Raw genomic sequence first — 17,115 nt, 5'->3', positions numbered from 1 at the left:
CCCGATGGCCAACATGTGAAAGAATCAGGCCATGCACCGGATCGCCGTTCTCGCGCTCGAACAGTCCGTCGCGTTCGACATCGGCACCGCGACGCACATGTTCGCCCGGCTCGCGGACCGCTACGAGGTCGTCGTCTGCTCGCCGGACCGCCGCCCGATCCCCACCACCGGCGGCTTCACCATCGCGCCCGAGCACGGCTTGGAGGTCCTCCAAGACGCGGACACGGTGCTCGTGCCGGGCACCCACTACCAGCCGGCGCGGGAAGGCCGGCTCGAACCCGCCGTGCGGGAGGCGCTCACGACGACGAAGGCGCGGCGGATCATGTCGATCTGCACCGGCGCGTTCGTGCTCGCCGCCGCCGGGCTGCTCGACGGCAGGCCCGCGACCACGCACTGGGGCACCACCGACCAGTTCCGGGCGCTCTACCCGGAGGTGCGGCTGAACCCGGACGTGCTGTTCATCGACGACGGCGACATCCTCACGTCGGCGGGCGTCGCCGCGGGCATCGACCTGTGCCTGCACGTCATCAGGTCCGACCACGGCAGCGAGGTGGCGAACTGGATCGCCCGCTACTGCGTCGTCCCGGCGTGGCGGCAGGGCGGCCAGTCCCAGTTCGTAGAGCGTCCCATGCCGAGCTACCCAGGCACCTCCACCGCACTCGCCCGCGAGTGGGCCCTGGAACGCCTCCAGGAGCCGCTCGACCTCGCCGCGATGGCCGGACAGGTGCGGATGAGCGTGCGCACGTTCACCCGCCGGTTCCGCGCCGAGACCGGCATGTCGCCCGGCCAGTGGCTCACCGGGCAGCGGGTCGACCGCGCCCGGCACCTGCTGGAGTCCACCGACCTGCCGATCGACCAGGTCGCGAACCACGCCGGGTTCGGGACGGGAGCGGCGCTGCGGCAGCAGATGGCGGCGTCGATCGGCGTCTCGCCGAGCGCCTACCGCCAGACGTTCCGCTCGGCTTGATCACTCCACAGTGGACTCTTCCGCCCCGGTCAGGAACGGCCGCAGCAGGTCCGGGACCGCCTCGTCGGCGAGCGCCAGCCCGTCGGACTCGCCGACGTCCGTCACGTGGTAGATGCCCGCGCCCGCCGCGGTGGTCGCGCCGATCGTCATCAACCCGCTGCGGCGCTGGAAGAACGACCGCCGGATGCGCCAGCCGATGATGCCGGTGCGCTGCAACGCCACCGTGCTGCGCACCAGGGAGTTGTTGCGCGTCACCAGGTAGCGGTCGTCGAGGGCGTTGCCGAGCGAGCGGTAGTTGTCCCAGCCGACCAGCGCGGCGAACGGGGTGATCGCCACCGGGATCGGCCACGCCCACGACGGCGCCCAGATCGCGAGGCCGGCCGCGATGACGACCCACGGCGCCACGTGCCGGACCATGCTGCGGCGCAGCGCGGCGAACGGGTGCCTGCGGAGCTGTCGCGTGGTCGGGTCGCTGTCGACCTTCAGCACGTCCCGCGAAACCTGGTGCGCCACTGAGAGCGGCGCGGGCGGCAGCAGCAGGTTGCTCTCGCCCTTCGACCCCAGACCCGTCGTCACCGCAACGGCTTTGGCGCCCCTGCCCGCGCGCACCAGCAGTGGTTCCTGGATGTCGACGCCGCGAAGACGTTGCTCCTCCACCGACACCGAGCGGGTGGTGAGCAGACCTCGTTGCACGCGCAGGGTTCCGTCCGGCTCGCGGGTCAGCCGGTAGTTCCAGAACTGGATGATGTAGAGCGGGATCGACAGCACCAGGCCGACCACGGCCAGCACGACCAGAAACACCACGAACAGCGTGAGACTCGGGCTCTCGAACAGCCACTCCCACAGGTCCTGCACCGGGTGCAGGCCGAGGTCGTCGGCGTAGTTCGACAGCACGCCGAACGCGGCACCGATCGCGACCAGGCCCGACAACGACAGCGGCGCGAACTTCAGCCACTTCAGGTCGAGCTGCGAGATGACCTCGGACTCCGGCAGCGCAACCGGTTCCGCGTCGGGCTCGCCCTCGACCGAAGCGGCCTTGGGCACGACTCCCTTCTGCAGCAACAAGACCCGCAGCCGTTCGGCCTCCTGCTGCGTCACCGCGTCGAGCGTGAGGCCGTCCGTGCCGGGAACGTCCTGCTGCCCGGTGCCGATCCGCACCGCCGAGAGCCCGAAGATCCGGTGCCCCGGCTTGGAGGTGAGGTCGACCGTCCTGATGCGATCGCGCGGCACCGCCAACTGCTTGCGCGTCAGCAACCCGGTGTGCAGCTCGACCTGGTCGTCGGTGATGCGGTACCTCGTGGTGCGCCAGATGAGGTAGCTGAACGCGAGGATCGCCGCGGCGGTGACGCCACTGGCGATGAACCGCCACTTCTCGCCGTTGCCGGTGAACAGCAGGACGAGGATCGGCACCAGCATCGCGAGGCCCTCGTTGAGCGGCCGCACGACCAGCATGCGCACGTGCAGCCGGTGCCACTCCGCCAGGGGCTCGGTGAACTCGGGCGCGGCCGGCAGGTCGGCCGGTACTCCCGCGGGGGTGGTCACGTGGCATCACCCGGCGTGGCCTGCGTGGTGTTCGTCAGCTCCACCACGAGCCGCTGCGCCACCTCGTGCTCCAGGCCCTCGATCTCCACCGGACCGGCGGCCGACGCGGTCGTCACCGTGACCGTCGACAGGCCGAGCAACTGCTGGAACGGCCCCCGTTTGGTGTCGATCGTCTGGATCCGCGACACCGGTGCGACCCTCCACTCCTGGCTCAGCCAGCCGGAGAGCGTGTACACGGCGTCCGGCGTGGTCTCCCACCGGTGGACGCGGTAGCGCCAGCTCGGTTCGACCGCGGTGTGCACGACCCCGACGACCAGCGTGGCGATCATGAGCGCCAGCTCCCACGTCGGCGGCTCGTCCACCAGCAGGAACACGACGAGCTGGGGCACGAAGAGCACGAGCCAGAACACGGCGGCCTGCATCGTCCACAGCAGGACGGACTTCCGACTCACCTGGTGACGAGGCGTGCGCAGTTGCAGAGTCACCCCTCAAGGGTGCCTCACGGGCACCCGGCGGTGGGGCCAGGTAGGTCAATTGGTGTGTCGGTGGGCGGGGTGGTCGTGCTTGCGAGGGAGGCAGGACCACCCCGGTCCGTCACACCGATCAGGGCCGGACGCAGTACGGCGGCAGGAACGTGGAGTCCCTGTCGTCGGCCGACGCCGCGCCGGTCATCGTCATGAGTGTCCCCAAACTGAGGATCACCGCGGCGATGGTCCTGGCGATAGTGTTCAACTTCATTGAGGTGCTCCGTTCGATAGGTGGCGGCCGTGGATGAGGGCAGGAAGTCGTTGACGAGGTTCGGGGCGCGGCTGCGGGCGGTTCGCCTTCAACGCGGTTTGTCGCAAAAGGACCTCGCGTGCCCCGGAGTCTCCATGAGCTACGTGTCGCGGCTCGAGTCCGGCGAACGGGTCCCTTCCCCCGCCGTCGTGCGCAGGCTCGCCGAGGTGCTCGGCGTCGAGGAGTCCGAGCTGGTCGTCGACGAGGACAGCACCGCGATGCAGGACGAGGCGCTGGCGTGGTGCGAGGCGTTGCTCGCCTACCACGACGGCGACCTGGTGACGGCCGTCGATCTGCTGGAAACGCTGGGAAAGCGGTCCGACGAGGAGATGTTCGGCTGGTGCGTGCGGTGGACGCGCCTCGCCATGCTCGCGCGGCAGCACGACCACGAGGGTGTGCTGCTGGCGGGGTCGAGGCTGCGCAAGTCGTGGTCTCCCGGTCCGGCGGTGGACGCGCTCGTGGAGATCCTGCGCGCATCCTCGTTGCGGCGCCTCGGCCGGACGGCCGAATCCGTGAAGGCCGCGAGCGAGGCCGTCGAGCTGGCCCTCGGTGACGGCGAACGGGTGCGTCGCGTGCACACCCGCGCGCTCATCTCGTTGTGCGCGGAGCTGACCGCAGCCGGGCGGCTGGCCGACGCCGAGCAGATCGTGGACCAGCTTTCCGTGCGGCTGCCCGAACTCGGGCGGGACCGGCTCGCCATCTCGACGTGGTGGGTGCGCGCCAAGGTCGCGGATCGGCTGGGAGACCGGACGGAGGCCGCGCACTGTATCCGCGAGGCCGTCGCGATGCTCGACGACTTCGACGGCGATCCCGAGTACCGGTGCCGCGTCCGCCTGGCCGCCGCGGTCATCGCGCTGCGCACGCCGGGAGCGAACCTCGACGACGTGGCGGCGTTGCTGGACGCGGTGGAGCAGACGGTCGCGGGGATGCGCCGGCAGGACCGCCTGGCCGCGCACGCCCGCGCGCTGCGGGCGGAACTGGCGTTGCGCCACGGCGAAGTCGACCGGGCCCGCGAGCTCGCGGAGGACGCGCTCGCGACCGGACAGCTCGACGCCGAGCAACAGCTGCGGTGCCACCTGTTGCTCGTGCGGGCGGCCGACGAGGTCGACACCGCCGGCGGCATCGACGCGCGCGCGGCGCTGGCCGCGGTGCTGGAGCACATCAACCCCGAGGGCGTCGACCCGCTGCTGTGGCGCGACGTGGCCCGCATCGCGCTGCGCAAGCACTAACGTCGGCACCAGGCGGCGTCGCCCCGTCATGACCGCCCCTCGCGCGTGAACCGGACACCTTGTTAACGGAGCATGACACACACCGGTTACCTGTCACATCACCCAATTCCACCTCGCGGACCTGGGTAGAACACCCGATAACCGGCAGTTCCCGGTGAGCGGTGAGCGGCCGAACGGGCGACGGGAAACGTGTCTGGATGGCGCAGTTGTCAACGGCTTGACAGCAGATGCCTATCGCGCGGTCAGGTTCATCCACCAGACGACGGCGGCGGCGCGTCCGTTGACGTCGAGGGTCGTGTAGATCCGCTGGAGGTGGTTCTGCACGGTCTTGGGCGACAGGCCGAGCGACTCCGCGATCATCGTCGTGCTCGCTCCGGCCGCCACGAGCCGCAGCACCTCGATGCCGCGTTTGGTGAGCCCCGCGCGCAGGGCCCGGGCGATCCGGGTGTTCGTGTGCTCCGCGGTGCCGGTCTCGTGCAGCCGGCCGTGCTGCGGGAGACGCACTACGGCGTCCTCGCGTTTGGGTTCGAAACGCCTGTGCGCCAACTGTTCCACGAGTCGCGACGACAGGTCGTGCTCCCGCATCCGCAGAAGGTCGCGTCCCTCCTGCAGTTCCCATAACCGGTATTGCTCCAACTGCAGCCGCGCGTGCCGCAACGCCAGTCCGAGATCGCCGGACCGTTCGTGCGCCTCGCTCAACTGCTGGTGCGCGTGCACCGCGACTTCCCGGGCCAGGCAGCTCATCGCCAGTTCGGCGGCCTGGGTCAGCTGGGCGATCTGGTCGGCGTACCGCCCGCGTGCCCCGCTCAGCCGCGCCCGCGCCAGCAACGCCTCCGCCCGCGCCACCGGGCGGTTCCTTCCGGCAAGCAACTGGTCAGCGCGCTGCCAGCTGCGGTGCGCGCGGTCAAGTTCACCCAGATCGATGCGCACGTGTGTCAGCAGGACGTTCACCATCGCCATCCGCACCGGGTCGCCGACCTGCTTCCACCGGTCGCGCACCTGCGCGCACAACGCTTCCGCGCGCCGGAGCTTGCGCACGCACGGCTCGCCGTCGAGGCTGCAACGGCTCTGCTCGGTGCGGATCATGCAGTGCTCGTGGTACTGCGTCCGCATCACCCGTGCCTGCTCGAACACCACCGAGCCGATCAGCTCGTTGTCACCGGTGAGCTCCGCCAGGCCGAGCGCGCGCGCGAAGGAGTTGAAGCTCCGCTCCCGCGAGTCGAGCCGCAGTTCCACCACGGCACGGGAGAAGCTGCACCGCGCCTGCAGTCCGATGTGGCGGTTCGCCGCCGCGATCTCCTGCACCCGGTCGATGGTGTCGAGCGCACTGGGCCACAAGCCGCGCTTGCCGAGCGCCACCGACTGCGCCAGCACGCCCTCGGCGACGCCCTCCGCGTCGTCCAGCCACGTGAACGCGGCCACGGCCTTCTCCGCGAACTCCAGCGCCTCGCCCGGCCTGCCCTCGTCCAGGGCGATGCGTGCCTCGCGCAGGTTGTGCACGGCGTTGGACCGCGGATCCGCGGTCCTGCCGGGAACCGTCATGGTCAAGCCCCCTCAGCTCGAGGGCGAGACTAGCGCTGCGTCAGCCAGCCTTCGCCGCGTCTTCGATGCTCAGCAGGTCGCCTCGCGGCAGTCTGAACGCCGAATACGGGGCAAAGGCTGACTGACGCAGCACTAGCGCTGGTCGCGCAATTGACGTTTCAACACTTTTCCGGCCGCGTTGCGCGGTAGTTCCTTCACGAAGAAAACATCCCGGGGAACGGAATACCGCGCGAGATGCGCCTTCACGTGATCGCGGACGTGTTCGGCCGTCAGGGTTTCGGAGCCGACGACGTAGGCCGCGAGCCGCTGGCCCCAGTCGTCGTCCGGCACGCCGAGCACCGCGACCTCGGTGACGCCGTCCAGGGTCGAGAGGAGGTCCTCGACGTCGTGCGGGTAGACGTTCTCGCCGCCCGACACGATCATCTCGTCGTCGCGCCCGGCCACGAACAGCAGGCCGTCCTTGAGGTAGCCGAGGTCGCCGGTCGACATCAGGCCGTTCACCGACTCCTTGCTGGTGCCGTTGGTGTAGCCGTCGAACAGCATCTCGTTGCCGACGAAGATCCGTCCGGTCTCGCCCGGCGCCACCGGTTCGCCGCGATCGTCCACAATGGCCAGACGGGTGCCGAGCGGTGGCTTTCCCGCCGTGCCTGGCTCTCGCCGCATCTCCTCGGGGGTGGCGATGCTCGCCCAGCTCACTTCCGTTGAGCCGTAGAGGTTGTAGAGGACCGGGCCGAACTCCTCGAGCGTGCGGGTGGCGACGCGGGGCGGCAGGGACGAGCCGCTGGAGGCGATGATCCGCAGCTTCGGCCGGTGCGGGAGCTCCAGCATGCGTTGCAGCATCACGGGAACCACGAACATCGCGGTGCACTTCCCGGCGTCCTGCAACGCCTGCGCGGGGTCGAACCTGCGGCGCAGCACCAGGGTCGCGCCGAGCACGAGCCCGAGCTGGAACGCGGCGAGGCCCCAGGCGTGGAAGAGCGGGGAGGTGATGGAGATGACGTCGCCGTGCCGGAGCGGGATCCGCGACAGCAGTGCCGCGGCGGGGGCGAGGCTCGCGGGTTCCGGTCGCCGGGCGCCCTTCGGGGTGCCGGTGGTGCCGGAGGTGAGGATGATCAGCCGGCCGCGCGGGGGCCGGCGGGGGAGTGCCGCCGAGGAGCCGTTGGCGATGAGCGATTCCAGCTCGTCGGTGAAGAACGTGGGCAGGTCGGGCAGCACGCCGGCGAACTCGCGGTCGGCGACGATCCGGTCGATCTTCTGGTCCTGTGCGACCTGGGCCAGCTGGCCCGCGCTGAGGCCGGTGTTGAGCAGGACGGCGTCGGCGCCGATCTTCGTGCACGCGGTCATCGTCTCGACGAAGGCGCGGCTGTTGCGGCACAGCAGGCCGACGCGTTCCCTGGCGCGGAAGGCGTGCGCGAGCCGGCTGGTGCGTTCGTGCACCTCCGCGTACGTGAGCACGCCGTCGTCGTCGATGATCGCCGCGCGGTCCGGGTGCCGTCCCGCGCCCGTCTGGTATCCCCAGGCGAGCGTGATGTCCCACTGCAGGTACCCGCTCACGGTGCCGGCGAGCCCGCGCGGGCCCAGCGGCCGGATCACTCCGGCTTTGACCAGGGTCAGCAGCACGCGGGTCACCATGCGGCCCACTCTGCCATCAACCTACTAGTGAGTAGGTAACGCTGTGATGGCCGTCACATGTCGGTGTTGGAGGCGCTCACCACGGCGTCGCGCAGTGCGGCTCGCAGCCGGCCGACTTCCAGTGGTGTCAGAACGGCGGCTTCGCCCGGCGGCACGGTGATCACGATGTGCCCCTGGCTGACGAACACCGTCATGTCCCGTCGGCGCGACGCGATGTCGCGGCAGCTCACCTGCCACTCCTCTGTTGCTCCCACGGGTTCGTTCCTCCAGCTCACTCGGCGCGCCGGCTCGGCGGTTCCGGCGCTCGCATCCGTGAGACGCGTGTCGCCGAAAGTCATTACGGCGGATCGGGCTTCTTCGTCGCGCGACCGTGTCGGGCTGCGGTTAGCGTCGCACGTGGGGACGAGATTAAGTCACCTGGAGGGGTGAATATGGCGGAACCGCAACGGATCGTGATCGTGGGCACCGGTCTTGCCGGTGCCTCCGCGGCGGCGGCGCTCCGCGACCGCGGCTACGGCGGCAAGATCATCATGTTCGGCACCGAACGCCACCGCCCGTACGAACTTCCCGCGCTGTCCAAGGACGTGCTGCTCGGCAAGGCCGCCGAACCGGCGTGGGTGCACGAACCGGGCTTCTACGCCGACAACGAGATCGATCTCCAGCTCGGGGTGTCCGTGCTGGAGCTGCGGCCCGGCGATCACTCGGTCGTGGACTCCGACGGGGCGGTGCGCGCCTACGACCGGTTGTTGCTCGCGACGGGATCGCGGCCGCGGGTTCTGCCTGGCGCGCAAGGGCATGTGCTGCGCACGCTCGATGACTCGATCGCGCTGAAGTCGGCGTTGCGCGAGGGCCGGCATGTCGTGATCGTCGGCGCGGGCTGGATCGGCTGCGAGGTGGCGTCCGCCGCCCGCGCGCACGGCTGCCGCGTCACGGTGGTCGACCCGCTGGCCGAACCGCTGGTGCGCGTGCTGGGCAGCGAGATGGGGGCCATGTTCCGCGGCCTGCACGAGGAGCACGGCGTCGAGTTCAAGCTCGGCACCGGCGTGGCGGGCTTCTCGCCGTCCGGCGTGCGGCTGGACGACGGCACCGAACTGCTGCCGGACGTCACGGTGCTCGCCGTGGGGGCGTCGCCGCGGCTCGAACTGGCCGAGGCCGCCGGGCTGGACCTGGCCGGGGGTGGCGTGGCGGTCGACGCCACGTTGCGCACGTCCGCGCCGGACGTGTTCGCCGCCGGTGACATCGCGGCGCAGGAGCACCCGCGCTACGGCCGCCGGGTCCGCGTCGAGCACTGGGCGAACGCGAAGGACCAGGGCACGCACGTGGCGGGTGCGCTGATCGGGCTGGACGAGCCGTACGTGAAGTCGCCGTACTTCTTCACCGACCAGTACGACCTGGGCATGGAGTACCGCGGCTTGGCGGGCCCGGACGACGAACTGGTCGTGCGCGGTGACGTGGCCTCGCGGCGGTTCATCGCGTTCTGGCTGCGCGACGGACGGGTTCGGGCGGCCATGAACGTCAACGTGTGGGAGCACGGCACGGCGCTGAAGGCACTGGTCGACGCGCAGGCGACCGTGACGCCCGAACAGTTGAGGGAAGCGGACCTGGGCGATCTCGCCTAGATGCAGGAGCCGTGCATCGGACCGTCGCCGCGCGAGAGGTCCTGCAAAGCCCTGAGGATGATCGCCATCTCATCGGCGGTGAAGCGGGAGTGGAAGGCGCGTTCGACCTCGGCGAGCGCGTCACCCGCCTCTTTCTGCAGCTCCCGGCCCTTGTCGGTGATCACCGGTGTGCGCACGCGCCGGTCGTTCGGGTCGGGGACGCGCAGGACCAGGCCGAGTCGCTCCAGCTTGTCGAGCTCGCTGGTCAGCGTGGTCTTGTCCAGGCCGAGCATCGCGCCGAGCTTGAGCTGGGTGCGCTGGGCCTCCTCGTTCGTGAGCGCCTGCAGCACCAGCTGACCGCGCAGCGAGATCCCGAACTTCGCGATCTCCTCGGCGAATGCCGCGCCGACCCGCTGGGTGGCGCGGTGCAGCAGCCAGTTGAGGTCCCACTTCTCCACGCACGCCTCGATGAGACCGGGCTGCTCCTCCATGTGTTCCATCCTACATCCCGTGCGAGATGTTCTCGGCTCGGAACATATTGACTCGGAAGTTCTGGGCTCGTATGTTCCGAGTATGACCAATCTGCTCCACATCGACTCGAGCATCCGTTACGAGGGCTCCGTGACCCGCGAGATCACGGGCGCGTTCGCCGAGAGCTGGCGTGCCGCGAACCCCGGCGGCGGCTACGCCCACCGGGACCTGCATGCCGCGCCGATCCCGCACAAGGACGGCACCGACCAGGGCATTTCCGCCGACCTGATCGCCGAGGTCGACGCCGCCGACGTGATCCTCATCGGTGCGCCGATGTACAACTTCTCGATCCCGTCGACGTTGAAGGCCTGGATCGACCAGGTCGCGACGTCCGAGCACTTCGCCCGCGAGGACGGCACGTTCGCCTGGGGCGGCAAGCGCGTCGTCGTCGTGACCGCGCGCGGCGGCTCGTACAAGCCGGGCACGCCACGCGAGGGCTTCGACTTCCAGGAGCCGTACCTGCGTGCCGTGCTGTCGATGGTCGGGCTCGACCACAACCTGGAGTTCGTGCACGCCGAGCTGACCCTGGCGGACGTGGTGCCGCAGATGCACCAGTTCCGCGAGCTGGCGGTCGAGTCGCTGGCCGACGCCCACCGCGTGGTCAAGGAACTCGCCTCCGCCTAATGTCGGTCGCGTGATCGACAAGGTGGCTTGGCTCTATCTGAAGGACGGCCGTGTGCTCGGCACCCGGTCGGCGGGCAAGGACACGTACTACCTGCCCGGCGGTAAGCGCGAGCCGGGAGAGTCCGACGTCGAGACGCTCGTGCGCGAGATCCGCGAGGAGCTGTCCGTCGAGATCGACGCGGCCTCGGCGCGGTACGCAGGGACGTTCGAGGCGCAGGCGCACGGCCACACGTCGGGGGTGACCGTGCGGATGACCTGCTACACCGCGTCGTTCGCCGGGGAACCGGTGGCGTCGGCCGAGATCGAGGAGCTCGCCTGGCTCACCACCGCCGACGCGGACCGGATCTCCCCGGTCGACCGGATCATCTTCGCCCACCTGAACGAGGCAGGGCTTCTTCGCTGACCCTCGGAAACGACGAAGAGGAGAGCGCTGCTCTCCTCCCACTTCAACATATAGCGCACCCGGGGCCTTGCCACAAGACCCCGGGTGTGCTTCATCATTCCCCAGCCAACGTCATTCACCTGGGGAAACGGGGACCACTCCATGATCGACGTCATCATCGCCGGCGGCGGACCGACCGGCATGATGCTGGCCGGCGAACTGCGGCTGCACGGCCTGGGCGTGGTGGTGCTGGAACGGGACACGGAGCCGACCAAGGTCGTTCGTGCGCTCGGCCTGCACGCGCGCAGCATCGAGGTCCTCGACCAGCGCGGCATCGCGGACCGGTTCCTGGAGGCGGGCCAGACGTACCCGCTCTCCGGGTTCTTCGCCGGGATCGAGAAGCCCGCGCCCGAGCGGCTGGACACGAAGTACCCGGTCGTCCTCGGCCTGCCGCAGCCGGACATCGAGCGCCTGCTCACTGAACACGCCGCCGCGGCCGGTGCCGAGATCCGGCGCGGCAGCACGGTCACCGCCTTCAGCCAGGACGAGGAGGGCGTGACCGTCGACCTGGCCGGCGGCACCTCGTTGCGGACGCGCTACCTCGTCGGGTGCGACGGCGGCCGCAGCACCGTGCGCAAGCTCGCCGGCATCGACTTCCCCGGCGAGCCGTCGCGGGTGGAGACGCTGCTGGGCGAGATGGAGATCGGCATCCCGTGGGAGGAGGCGATGCCGTTGATGCTGGAGGTCCGCAAGACCCAGAAGCGGTTCGGCATCGGCCCGATCGGCGGCACCGCGACGTACCGCGTCATCGTGCCCGCGGAGGGCGTGAACGAGGACCGGGCGGTCATGCCGTCCTTGGACGACTTCAAGGAGCAGCTCGTCAAGATCGCCGGCACCGACTTCGGCGTGCACTCGCCGCGGTGGATGTCCCGCTTCGGCGACGCCACCCGGCAGGCGGAGCGCTACCGGTCCGGCCGGGTGTTCCTCGCGGGCGACGCGGCGCACATCCATCCGCCCACCGGCGGTCAGGGGCTCAACCTCGGCGTGCAGGACGCGTTCAACCTGGGCTGGAAGCTCGCCGCGGCCGTGCACGGGTGGGCGCCCGAGGGGTTGCTCGACACCTATGAGGCCGAACGCCACCCGGTGGCCGAGGAGGTGCTCAACAACACCCGCGCGCAGATCGAGCTGATGAAGGTCGAGCCGGGACCGCAGTCGGTGCGGCGGCTGCTCACCGAGCTCGTGCAGTTCGAGGAGGTCAACCGGTACCTGATCGAGAAGATCATCGCGGTGGCGATCCGGTACGACCTCGGTTCCGGGAACGACCTGGTCGGACGCCGGATCGGCGACCTGGCCCTGAAGCGGGGCGGGCTCTACGAGCAGATGCACGCCGGTCGCGGGATCCTGCTCGACCAGTCCGGGTCGTTGTCGGCCGCCGGCTGGACGGACCGGGTCGACCACGTCGTCGACGTCAGCGAGGACCTGGACGCGCCCGCGGTGCTGCTGCGGCCGGACGGGCACGTGGCGTGGGCCGGCGAGGACCAGCAGGAGCTGGAACGGGAGCTGACCCGCTGGTTCGGCACCTCCGGCTGAGGTCACCCATTCGAGGGTCGGCAGCGCTTTGTCACACTGTGCTGTGTGTCCGAGCCGACGACAGCCGTGCTGCTCCGCGCAGCCGAGCTCACCGCCTCGGGGAAACCGCGGCAGGCCATCGACCTGCTGCGGCCCCTCGTGGCGGCGAACCCCCGGCACGCCGAGGCGTGGTGCCGGCTCGCCGCCGCCCACCTCGACCTCGGTGAGGCGGACCAGGCGCTCGACTCGGCCAAGCGGGCGATGGTGCTCGACGGCGAGCCAGCCTGGCCGCAACGGCTGGCGGCGCTCGCCCTGAGCGACCTCGGCCGGCACCAGGAGGCGGCGGTCGCGGCGCGGGAGTCCGTGCGGCGCAAACCCGGCGACTGGCGCTGCTACGTCGTGCTCGCCGAGGTGCTCGCGGACTCCCCGGACGGCGCCGTGGAGGCGTTCGACTCGGCTCTGCACGCCTCCCAGCTCGCACCGACCGAGGCGCGGGCGTTCCAGGTGCTCGGCGACGCGGCGCTGCGCCTGCGCGACTGGGGCACCGCCGAGCACGCCTACCGGTCGGCGATCAAGCTCGACCCGTCCGACGCGGACTCCAGGGCGAACCTCGCGACCGTGCAACGGCGCCGTTCCGCGAGGCCCGCGCCGCCGCGGTTGAACAAGGCGCAGGTGTGGCGTGCGTTGCGCACCATCTCGTTGCTGCTGGTAGGCGGCGGTTTACTCGCCCTCATCGCCGGCATGCCGCGGCCGACGCCCTACCTGGCGTTCTTCACCGGCGCGCTGGTGCTGTGCTGCCTGGTCGTGGCGCTGCGGCTGCGACCGCTCAAGCCGCTGTTCAGCCTGCGTAAGCTAGCCGTGACGGTGTCCCTGCTCGGCGCGTCGGCGCTGATCCTGACCGGGTGGACCGTCGCGTTGCTCCTCGGGGCTACGACGATGCAGCCACTTGTGCTTTCCTGGTTGTGCGCTGTCGTGGGGGGAGCGCTCGTCTACGTCGGGGGAGGCAGGAGGCGGTGATGCGTCGCAACGCGGTCGCACTCGCGTTCCTGCTGTTCCTCGGCCAGCTGTTCGTCGTCGCCGCGCCCGTCTCGGCCGCGCCCGCCGGTGAGTCCGTCGTCCGGCACGGCCACGACGTCGCGAACCTGCCGGGCGCCGCGCCCAAACCGCACAACCTCCAGGCAGCCCAGGTGCCGCAGGCCCAGGTGCCGATGGACGTGCCGCCGGTCGCGAAACCCGCGCTGCCGGCGCAGTTCGCCGTCGCCCTCGCCCAGCGCTCGCACCGCACGCCCGACGTCATCCGCTGGACGCCGCAGCGGGACCGCTCGCCGCCTTCCGGTCGCTGAAACCCGTTTCTCAGCAACCACTTTCTTCCCGGAAGGCCTATTCACCCATGTCGCGCGACACCGCGCGACGGGGTCTCCTCGTGCGCGGTCTCATAGCGCTCGGGGTCCTCGTCGCCTCCGCTTTCCTGCTGCTCACCTCCGATCCCCGCCTCGGCCTCGACCTGCGGGGCGGAACCCAGATCGTCCTCGAGGCCAAGGGCGACTCCGACGCCGCCGACCGGTCCATGGAGATCCTGCGCCGCCGCGTCGACGAGCTCGGCGTCGCCGAACCGGTGATCGCCCGCTCCGGCGAGAACCGCATCGTCGTCGAACTGCCCGGCGTCCAGGACCCGGAAGAGGCCGTGAAGGTCCTCGGCCGGACCGCGCAGCTGACCGTGCAGCGCAACGGCCAGACCGTGATGACCGGCGAAGGCATCTCCGACGCCACCGCCCAGCGCAACCCGCAGGGCACGGGTTTCGTGGTCAACATCCAGTTCCAGGGCGACGCCCCCGGCAAGTGGCAGAAGGTCACCGGCGAGGCGGCCTGCGAGCCGTCCGGTACCCCCGGCCGCCAGATCGCGTTCGTGCTGGACGGCGAGACCATCTCGTCGCCGGAGGTCAGCCTCGACACGCCGTGCGGCGCCGGTCAGGCAGGCGGTGCCACCACGATCACCGGCCGGTTCTCCCAGCCAGAGGCCAAGGAGCTCGCCCTGGTCATCCGCTCCGGCGCGCTGCCCGTGCCGGTCGAGGTGATCGAACAGCGCACCGTCGGCGCGACGCTCGGTGCCGAGGCCATCGAGGCCAGCGCCATGGCGGCGATCATCGGCATCGCCCTGACGTCGTTGTTCCTGATCTTCACCTACCGGCTGGCCGGGTTCCTGGCCGTCGTCGGACTGGTCGGCTACGCGGGTGTCGCCTACGCCGGGTTGCTGGCGGTGGGAGCGACGTTGACCTTGCCGGGCCTGGCCGGCTTCGTGCTGGCGATCGGCATGGCGGTCGACGCGAACGTCCTGATCTTCGAACGAGCGCGCGAGGAGTACGCCCGCAAACCCAACCTGCGGCGCGCGTCCGAGAGCGGCTTCCGCGGCGCGTTGAGCGCGATCGCCGACTCGAACGTGACGACGTTGCTCGCCGCCGGCCTGCTGTTCTGGCTGGCCACCGGCCCGGTGCGGGGCTTCGGCGTCACGCTGACCATCGGTGTGCTGGCGTCTATGTTCAGCGCTCTGGTGCTCTCGCGGGTGCTCGTGGTGTGGATCCTCGGCACGCGGTTCGTCGCTCGGCGACCCCGGCTGAGCGGCCTGCACACGCTGGGCTGGGTGCGGCAGCGCCTGTCCGCCGTGCTCTACCGCCGCCCGTCCCGCTGGCTGCTCGCCGCCGCCGCGGTGGTGCTGGTGGCGATCACGGGGCTGTTCGTGCGCGGCCTGAACCTCGGCGTCGAGTTCACCGGCGGCCGGATGCTCGACTTCACCGCGGGCGGTTCCGTCGACGCCGGACGTGTTCGGACCGCGCTCACCGATGCCGGCTTCTCCGACGTGGTCGTCTCGTCGTCGGGCAACGAGGTCTCGCTGCGCACCGGCCCGATCGACGACGCGACGTCGTCCCGCATCGGCGAGGTCGTCTCCTCGGCCGTGGACGGCGGCGCCCGCCAGTCGAGCAACGAGCTGATCGGCCCGTCGCTGTCGTCCGAACTGCGCCGCAACGCGGTGATCGGCCTGGCGATCGCGGTCGCCGCCCAGCTCGGCTACCTGGCCATCCGCTTCGACTGGAGGCTCGGCCTCGCCACGGTGGCCGCGCTGATCAGCGACGTGGTGGTGCTGGTGGGCGTGTTCGCGTGGATGGGCAAGACGGCCGACGGCGTGTTCCTCGCGGCCCTGCTGACCGTGATCGGTTACTCGGTCAACGACTCGGTCGTCGTCTTCGACCGGCTGCGCGAGCTGCGCGGATCCCGGTTCAAGGCGCCCTACCCGGACGTCGTGTCGGACGCGGTCGTGCAGACCGTGCCGCGCACCGTGAACACAGGCATCGGCGTGCTCTTCGTGCTGGCGGCACTGCTCGTGCTCGGCGACGGTTCGCTGGCCGACTTCGCCACGGCACTGCTGATCGGCCTGGTCGCCGGTACCGCCTCCACAGTGGTCACCGCCGCCCCGATCGCGATCTGGCTGGAGTCGCGCTGGCCACGCCGAGCGGTTTCGCGAAGCGCTCTTCCTCGGGACGCTCGATCCGTAGCAAAGTAGGCGCATGACCTCCTTCGCCGCGTACCAGAACGAGATCTACCTGCAGGGGCTCGGCGGCGCCGTGCCGCCGTTCACCACCGATCCGGACGCGCTGGAGCAGTCCGCGCGCGACAGGATCGGACCGGGGCCGTTCTGGTACGTGGCGGGAGGCGCGGGCTCGGGCGCCACCGTGCGGGCGAACCGGGAGGCGTTCGAGCGCGTGCGGATCGTGCCGCGGATGCTGACCGACGCGACCGAGCGGCATCTGGGGGTTTCGGTCCTGGGCACGGAACTGCCGGCGCCGGTGATGCTCGCACCCGTCGGTGTGCAGTCGATCCTGCACCCGGACGGCGAGCTGGCGACCGCGCGGGCGGCGGCCGAGCTCGGGGTGCCGATGGTGTTGTCGACGGCGTCCTCGCACACCATCGAGGAGGTCGCCGAGGCGTCCGGCGACGGGCCGCGCTGGTACCAGCTCTACTGGCCGAACGATCCCGACGTGTGCGCGTCGCTGCTGGAGCGGGCGAAGAAAGCCGGGTACACGGCGCTGGTCGTCACGCTCGACACGTGGACTTTGGCATGGCGTCCGCACGACCTGGACCAGGCGTACCTGCCGTTCCTGCGTGGCGTGGGCACGGCGATTCCGTTCAGCGACCCGGTTTTCCGCGCTGGGCTGCAGAAGTCGCCCGAGGAGGACCTGCCGATGGCGATCCTGCGGTGGGTGCAGCTGTTCACCGGCACCGACAAGTCGTGGGACCAGCTGGCGTTCCTGCGCGAGCACTGGGACGGTCCGATCGTCCTCAAAGGAATCCAGCACCCGGACGACGCGCGCAAGGCCGTCGAGTCCGGAATGGACGGTGTCGTCGTCTCGAACCACGGCGGGCGGCAGGTCGACGGCGCGGTGGGGTCGCTGGACGCGCTGCCGTCCGTCGTCGAGGCGGTGGGGGAGCAGGTCGACGTGCTGTTCGACTCCGGCATCCGCACCGGCGCGGACATCGTGAAGGCGCTGGCGCTGGGAGCGAAGGCCGTGATGGTGGGACGGCCCTTCGCGTACGGGCTGGCACACGGCGGGCAGGTCGGGGTGAAGCACGTGCTGCGGAGCCTGCTCGCGGACTTCGACCTGACGCTCGGGCTGTCGGGTCACCGCAGCCCGGCCGACCTGGGGCCGGACGCGCTGCGGTTCACCTGAC

17 protein-coding genes are annotated in these 17,115 nt (G+C 70.5%); 10 read left to right on the top strand and 7 right to left on the bottom strand.

The features are described from left to right. Window positions 1-31 precede the first annotated feature (31 nt). Window positions 32-967 (top strand): GlxA family transcriptional regulator, encoded by a 936-nt coding sequence (locus tag ACRSBM_RS32250; RefSeq protein ID WP_434449174.1) that lies wholly within the window; start codon window positions 32-34, stop codon window positions 965-967. Here ACRSBM_RS32250 and ACRSBM_RS32245 read toward each other — a convergent pair whose 3' ends face one another. The 3 genes from ACRSBM_RS32245 to ACRSBM_RS32235 form a co-directional block, all read right to left on the bottom strand. Then, window positions 968-2,509: a PH domain-containing protein gene (locus ACRSBM_RS32245; protein WP_434449171.1), complete on the bottom strand. Its 1,542-nt coding sequence runs from the start codon at window positions 2,507-2,509 to the stop codon at window positions 968-970. It abuts the gene before it with no gap. Next, window positions 2,506-2,988: a PH domain-containing protein gene (locus ACRSBM_RS32240; protein WP_434453302.1), complete on the bottom strand. Its 483-nt coding sequence runs from the start codon at window positions 2,986-2,988 to the stop codon at window positions 2,506-2,508. Before ACRSBM_RS32240 ends, ACRSBM_RS32245 begins: the two co-directional genes overlap by 4 nt. A gap of 124 nt (window positions 2,989-3,112) precedes the next feature. Then, window positions 3,113-3,247 (bottom strand): hypothetical protein, encoded by a 135-nt coding sequence (locus ACRSBM_RS32235; protein ID WP_434449169.1) that lies wholly within the window; start codon window positions 3,245-3,247, stop codon window positions 3,113-3,115. 20 nt (window positions 3,248-3,267) lie between these two features. On the opposite strand from ACRSBM_RS32235, the gene ACRSBM_RS32230 reads away from it, so the two are divergent. Next, a complete protein-coding gene (locus ACRSBM_RS32230; RefSeq protein WP_434449166.1) occupies window positions 3,268-4,515 on the top strand; it encodes a helix-turn-helix domain-containing protein in 1,248 nt (415 codons plus the stop codon). A 231-nt stretch (window positions 4,516-4,746) separates the two neighbouring features. Here the strand turns inward: ACRSBM_RS32230 and ACRSBM_RS32225 are convergent, their stop codons facing one another. The 3 genes from ACRSBM_RS32225 to ACRSBM_RS32215 all read right to left on the bottom strand — a co-directional run bounded on the left by ACRSBM_RS32225 (window position 4,747) and on the right by ACRSBM_RS32215 (window position 7,943). Next, complete coding sequence (locus tag ACRSBM_RS32225; RefSeq protein WP_434449163.1) at window positions 4,747-6,057, bottom strand: response regulator transcription factor; 1,311 nt, start codon at window positions 6,055-6,057, stop codon at window positions 4,747-4,749. A 132-nt stretch (window positions 6,058-6,189) separates the two neighbouring features. Beyond that, window positions 6,190-7,689, bottom strand: coding sequence for an AMP-binding protein (locus ACRSBM_RS32220; RefSeq protein WP_434449160.1), 1,500 nt, complete (start codon window positions 7,687-7,689; stop codon window positions 6,190-6,192). A gap of 53 nt (window positions 7,690-7,742) precedes the next feature. Continuing rightward, on the bottom strand, window positions 7,743-7,943 hold the full coding sequence (locus ACRSBM_RS32215) for a hypothetical protein (RefSeq protein WP_382446094.1): 201 nt from the start codon (window positions 7,941-7,943) through the stop codon (window positions 7,743-7,745). Window positions 7,944-8,120: 177 nt separating this feature from the next. Between ACRSBM_RS32215 and ACRSBM_RS32210 the strand changes: the two genes are divergently transcribed. Continuing rightward, entirely contained in the window at window positions 8,121-9,308 is a 1,188-nt protein-coding gene (locus tag ACRSBM_RS32210; protein ID WP_434449157.1) for an NAD(P)/FAD-dependent oxidoreductase, read from the top strand. Here the strand turns inward: ACRSBM_RS32210 and ACRSBM_RS32205 are convergent. Then, window positions 9,305-9,778, bottom strand: a complete 474-nt coding sequence (locus tag ACRSBM_RS32205) for a MarR family winged helix-turn-helix transcriptional regulator (protein WP_434449155.1) — start codon at window positions 9,776-9,778, stop codon at window positions 9,305-9,307. The genes ACRSBM_RS32210 and ACRSBM_RS32205 overlap by 4 nt on opposite strands. Before the next feature lie 82 nt (window positions 9,779-9,860). Between ACRSBM_RS32205 and ACRSBM_RS32200 the strand changes: the two genes are divergently transcribed. The 7 genes from ACRSBM_RS32200 (at window position 9,861) to ACRSBM_RS32170 (ending at window position 17,114) form a co-directional block, all read left to right on the top strand. After that, window positions 9,861-10,442, top strand: a complete 582-nt coding sequence (locus ACRSBM_RS32200) for an FMN-dependent NADH-azoreductase (protein ID WP_434449152.1) — start codon at window positions 9,861-9,863, stop codon at window positions 10,440-10,442. Window positions 10,443-10,452: 10 nt separating this feature from the next. Next, window positions 10,453-10,845, top strand: a complete 393-nt coding sequence (locus tag ACRSBM_RS32195; protein WP_434449149.1) for an NUDIX hydrolase — start codon at window positions 10,453-10,455, stop codon at window positions 10,843-10,845. Window positions 10,846-10,986: 141 nt separating this feature from the next. Next, window positions 10,987-12,414, top strand: a complete 1,428-nt coding sequence (rox, locus tag ACRSBM_RS32190; protein WP_434449147.1) for a rifampin monooxygenase — start codon at window positions 10,987-10,989, stop codon at window positions 12,412-12,414. A 45-nt stretch (window positions 12,415-12,459) separates the two neighbouring features. Then, on the top strand, window positions 12,460-13,410 hold the full coding sequence (locus tag ACRSBM_RS32185; RefSeq protein WP_434449144.1) for a tetratricopeptide repeat protein: 951 nt from the start codon (window positions 12,460-12,462) through the stop codon (window positions 13,408-13,410). Beyond that, window positions 13,410-13,736: a hypothetical protein gene (locus tag ACRSBM_RS32180; RefSeq protein ID WP_434449142.1), complete on the top strand. Its 327-nt coding sequence runs from the start codon at window positions 13,410-13,412 to the stop codon at window positions 13,734-13,736. The genes ACRSBM_RS32185 and ACRSBM_RS32180 overlap by 1 nt, the downstream gene beginning before the upstream one ends. An 80-nt stretch (window positions 13,737-13,816) precedes the next feature. Then, the gene (secD, locus tag ACRSBM_RS32175; RefSeq protein ID WP_434449139.1) at window positions 13,817-15,949 is read left to right on the top strand and encodes a protein translocase subunit SecD; all 2,133 of its coding nucleotides are present in this window, start codon (window positions 13,817-13,819) and stop codon (window positions 15,947-15,949) included. 4 nt (window positions 15,950-15,953) lie between these two features. After that, window positions 15,954-17,114, top strand: a complete 1,161-nt coding sequence (locus ACRSBM_RS32170; protein ID WP_434449137.1) for a lactate 2-monooxygenase — start codon at window positions 15,954-15,956, stop codon at window positions 17,112-17,114. Window position 17,115: the final 1 nt, after the last annotated feature.

Source organism: Lentzea xerophila (assembly GCF_051094245.1).
In the GTDB taxonomy this organism is placed as follows: domain Bacteria; phylum Actinomycetota; class Actinomycetes; order Mycobacteriales; family Pseudonocardiaceae; genus Lentzea; species Lentzea xerophila.
This window is presented reverse-complemented; position numbering and strand designations above follow the sequence as displayed.

Coding starts and splice junctions, on each gene's coding strand:
- ACRSBM_RS32200 (WP_434449152.1), top strand. CDS start 9,861: ATGACCAATCTGCTCCACATCGACTCGAGCATCCGTTACGAGGGCTCC.
- ACRSBM_RS32180 (WP_434449142.1), top strand. CDS start 13,410: ATGCGTCGCAACGCGGTCGCACTCGCGTTCCTGCTGTTCCTCGGCCAG.
- ACRSBM_RS32205 (WP_434449155.1), bottom strand. CDS start 9,778: ATGGAGGAGCAGCCCGGTCTCATCGAGGCGTGCGTGGAGAAGTGGGAC.
- ACRSBM_RS32220 (WP_434449160.1), bottom strand. CDS start 7,689: ATGGTGACCCGCGTGCTGCTGACCCTGGTCAAAGCCGGAGTGATCCGG.
- ACRSBM_RS32235 (WP_434449169.1), bottom strand. CDS start 3,247: ATGAAGTTGAACACTATCGCCAGGACCATCGCCGCGGTGATCCTCAGT.
- ACRSBM_RS32170 (WP_434449137.1), top strand. CDS start 15,954: ATGACCTCCTTCGCCGCGTACCAGAACGAGATCTACCTGCAGGGGCTC.
- ACRSBM_RS32250 (WP_434449174.1), top strand. CDS start 32: ATGCACCGGATCGCCGTTCTCGCGCTCGAACAGTCCGTCGCGTTCGAC.
- rox (WP_434449147.1), top strand. CDS start 10,987: ATGATCGACGTCATCATCGCCGGCGGCGGACCGACCGGCATGATGCTG.
- ACRSBM_RS32225 (WP_434449163.1), bottom strand. CDS start 6,057: ATGACGGTTCCCGGCAGGACCGCGGATCCGCGGTCCAACGCCGTGCAC.
- ACRSBM_RS32210 (WP_434449157.1), top strand. CDS start 8,121: ATGGCGGAACCGCAACGGATCGTGATCGTGGGCACCGGTCTTGCCGGT.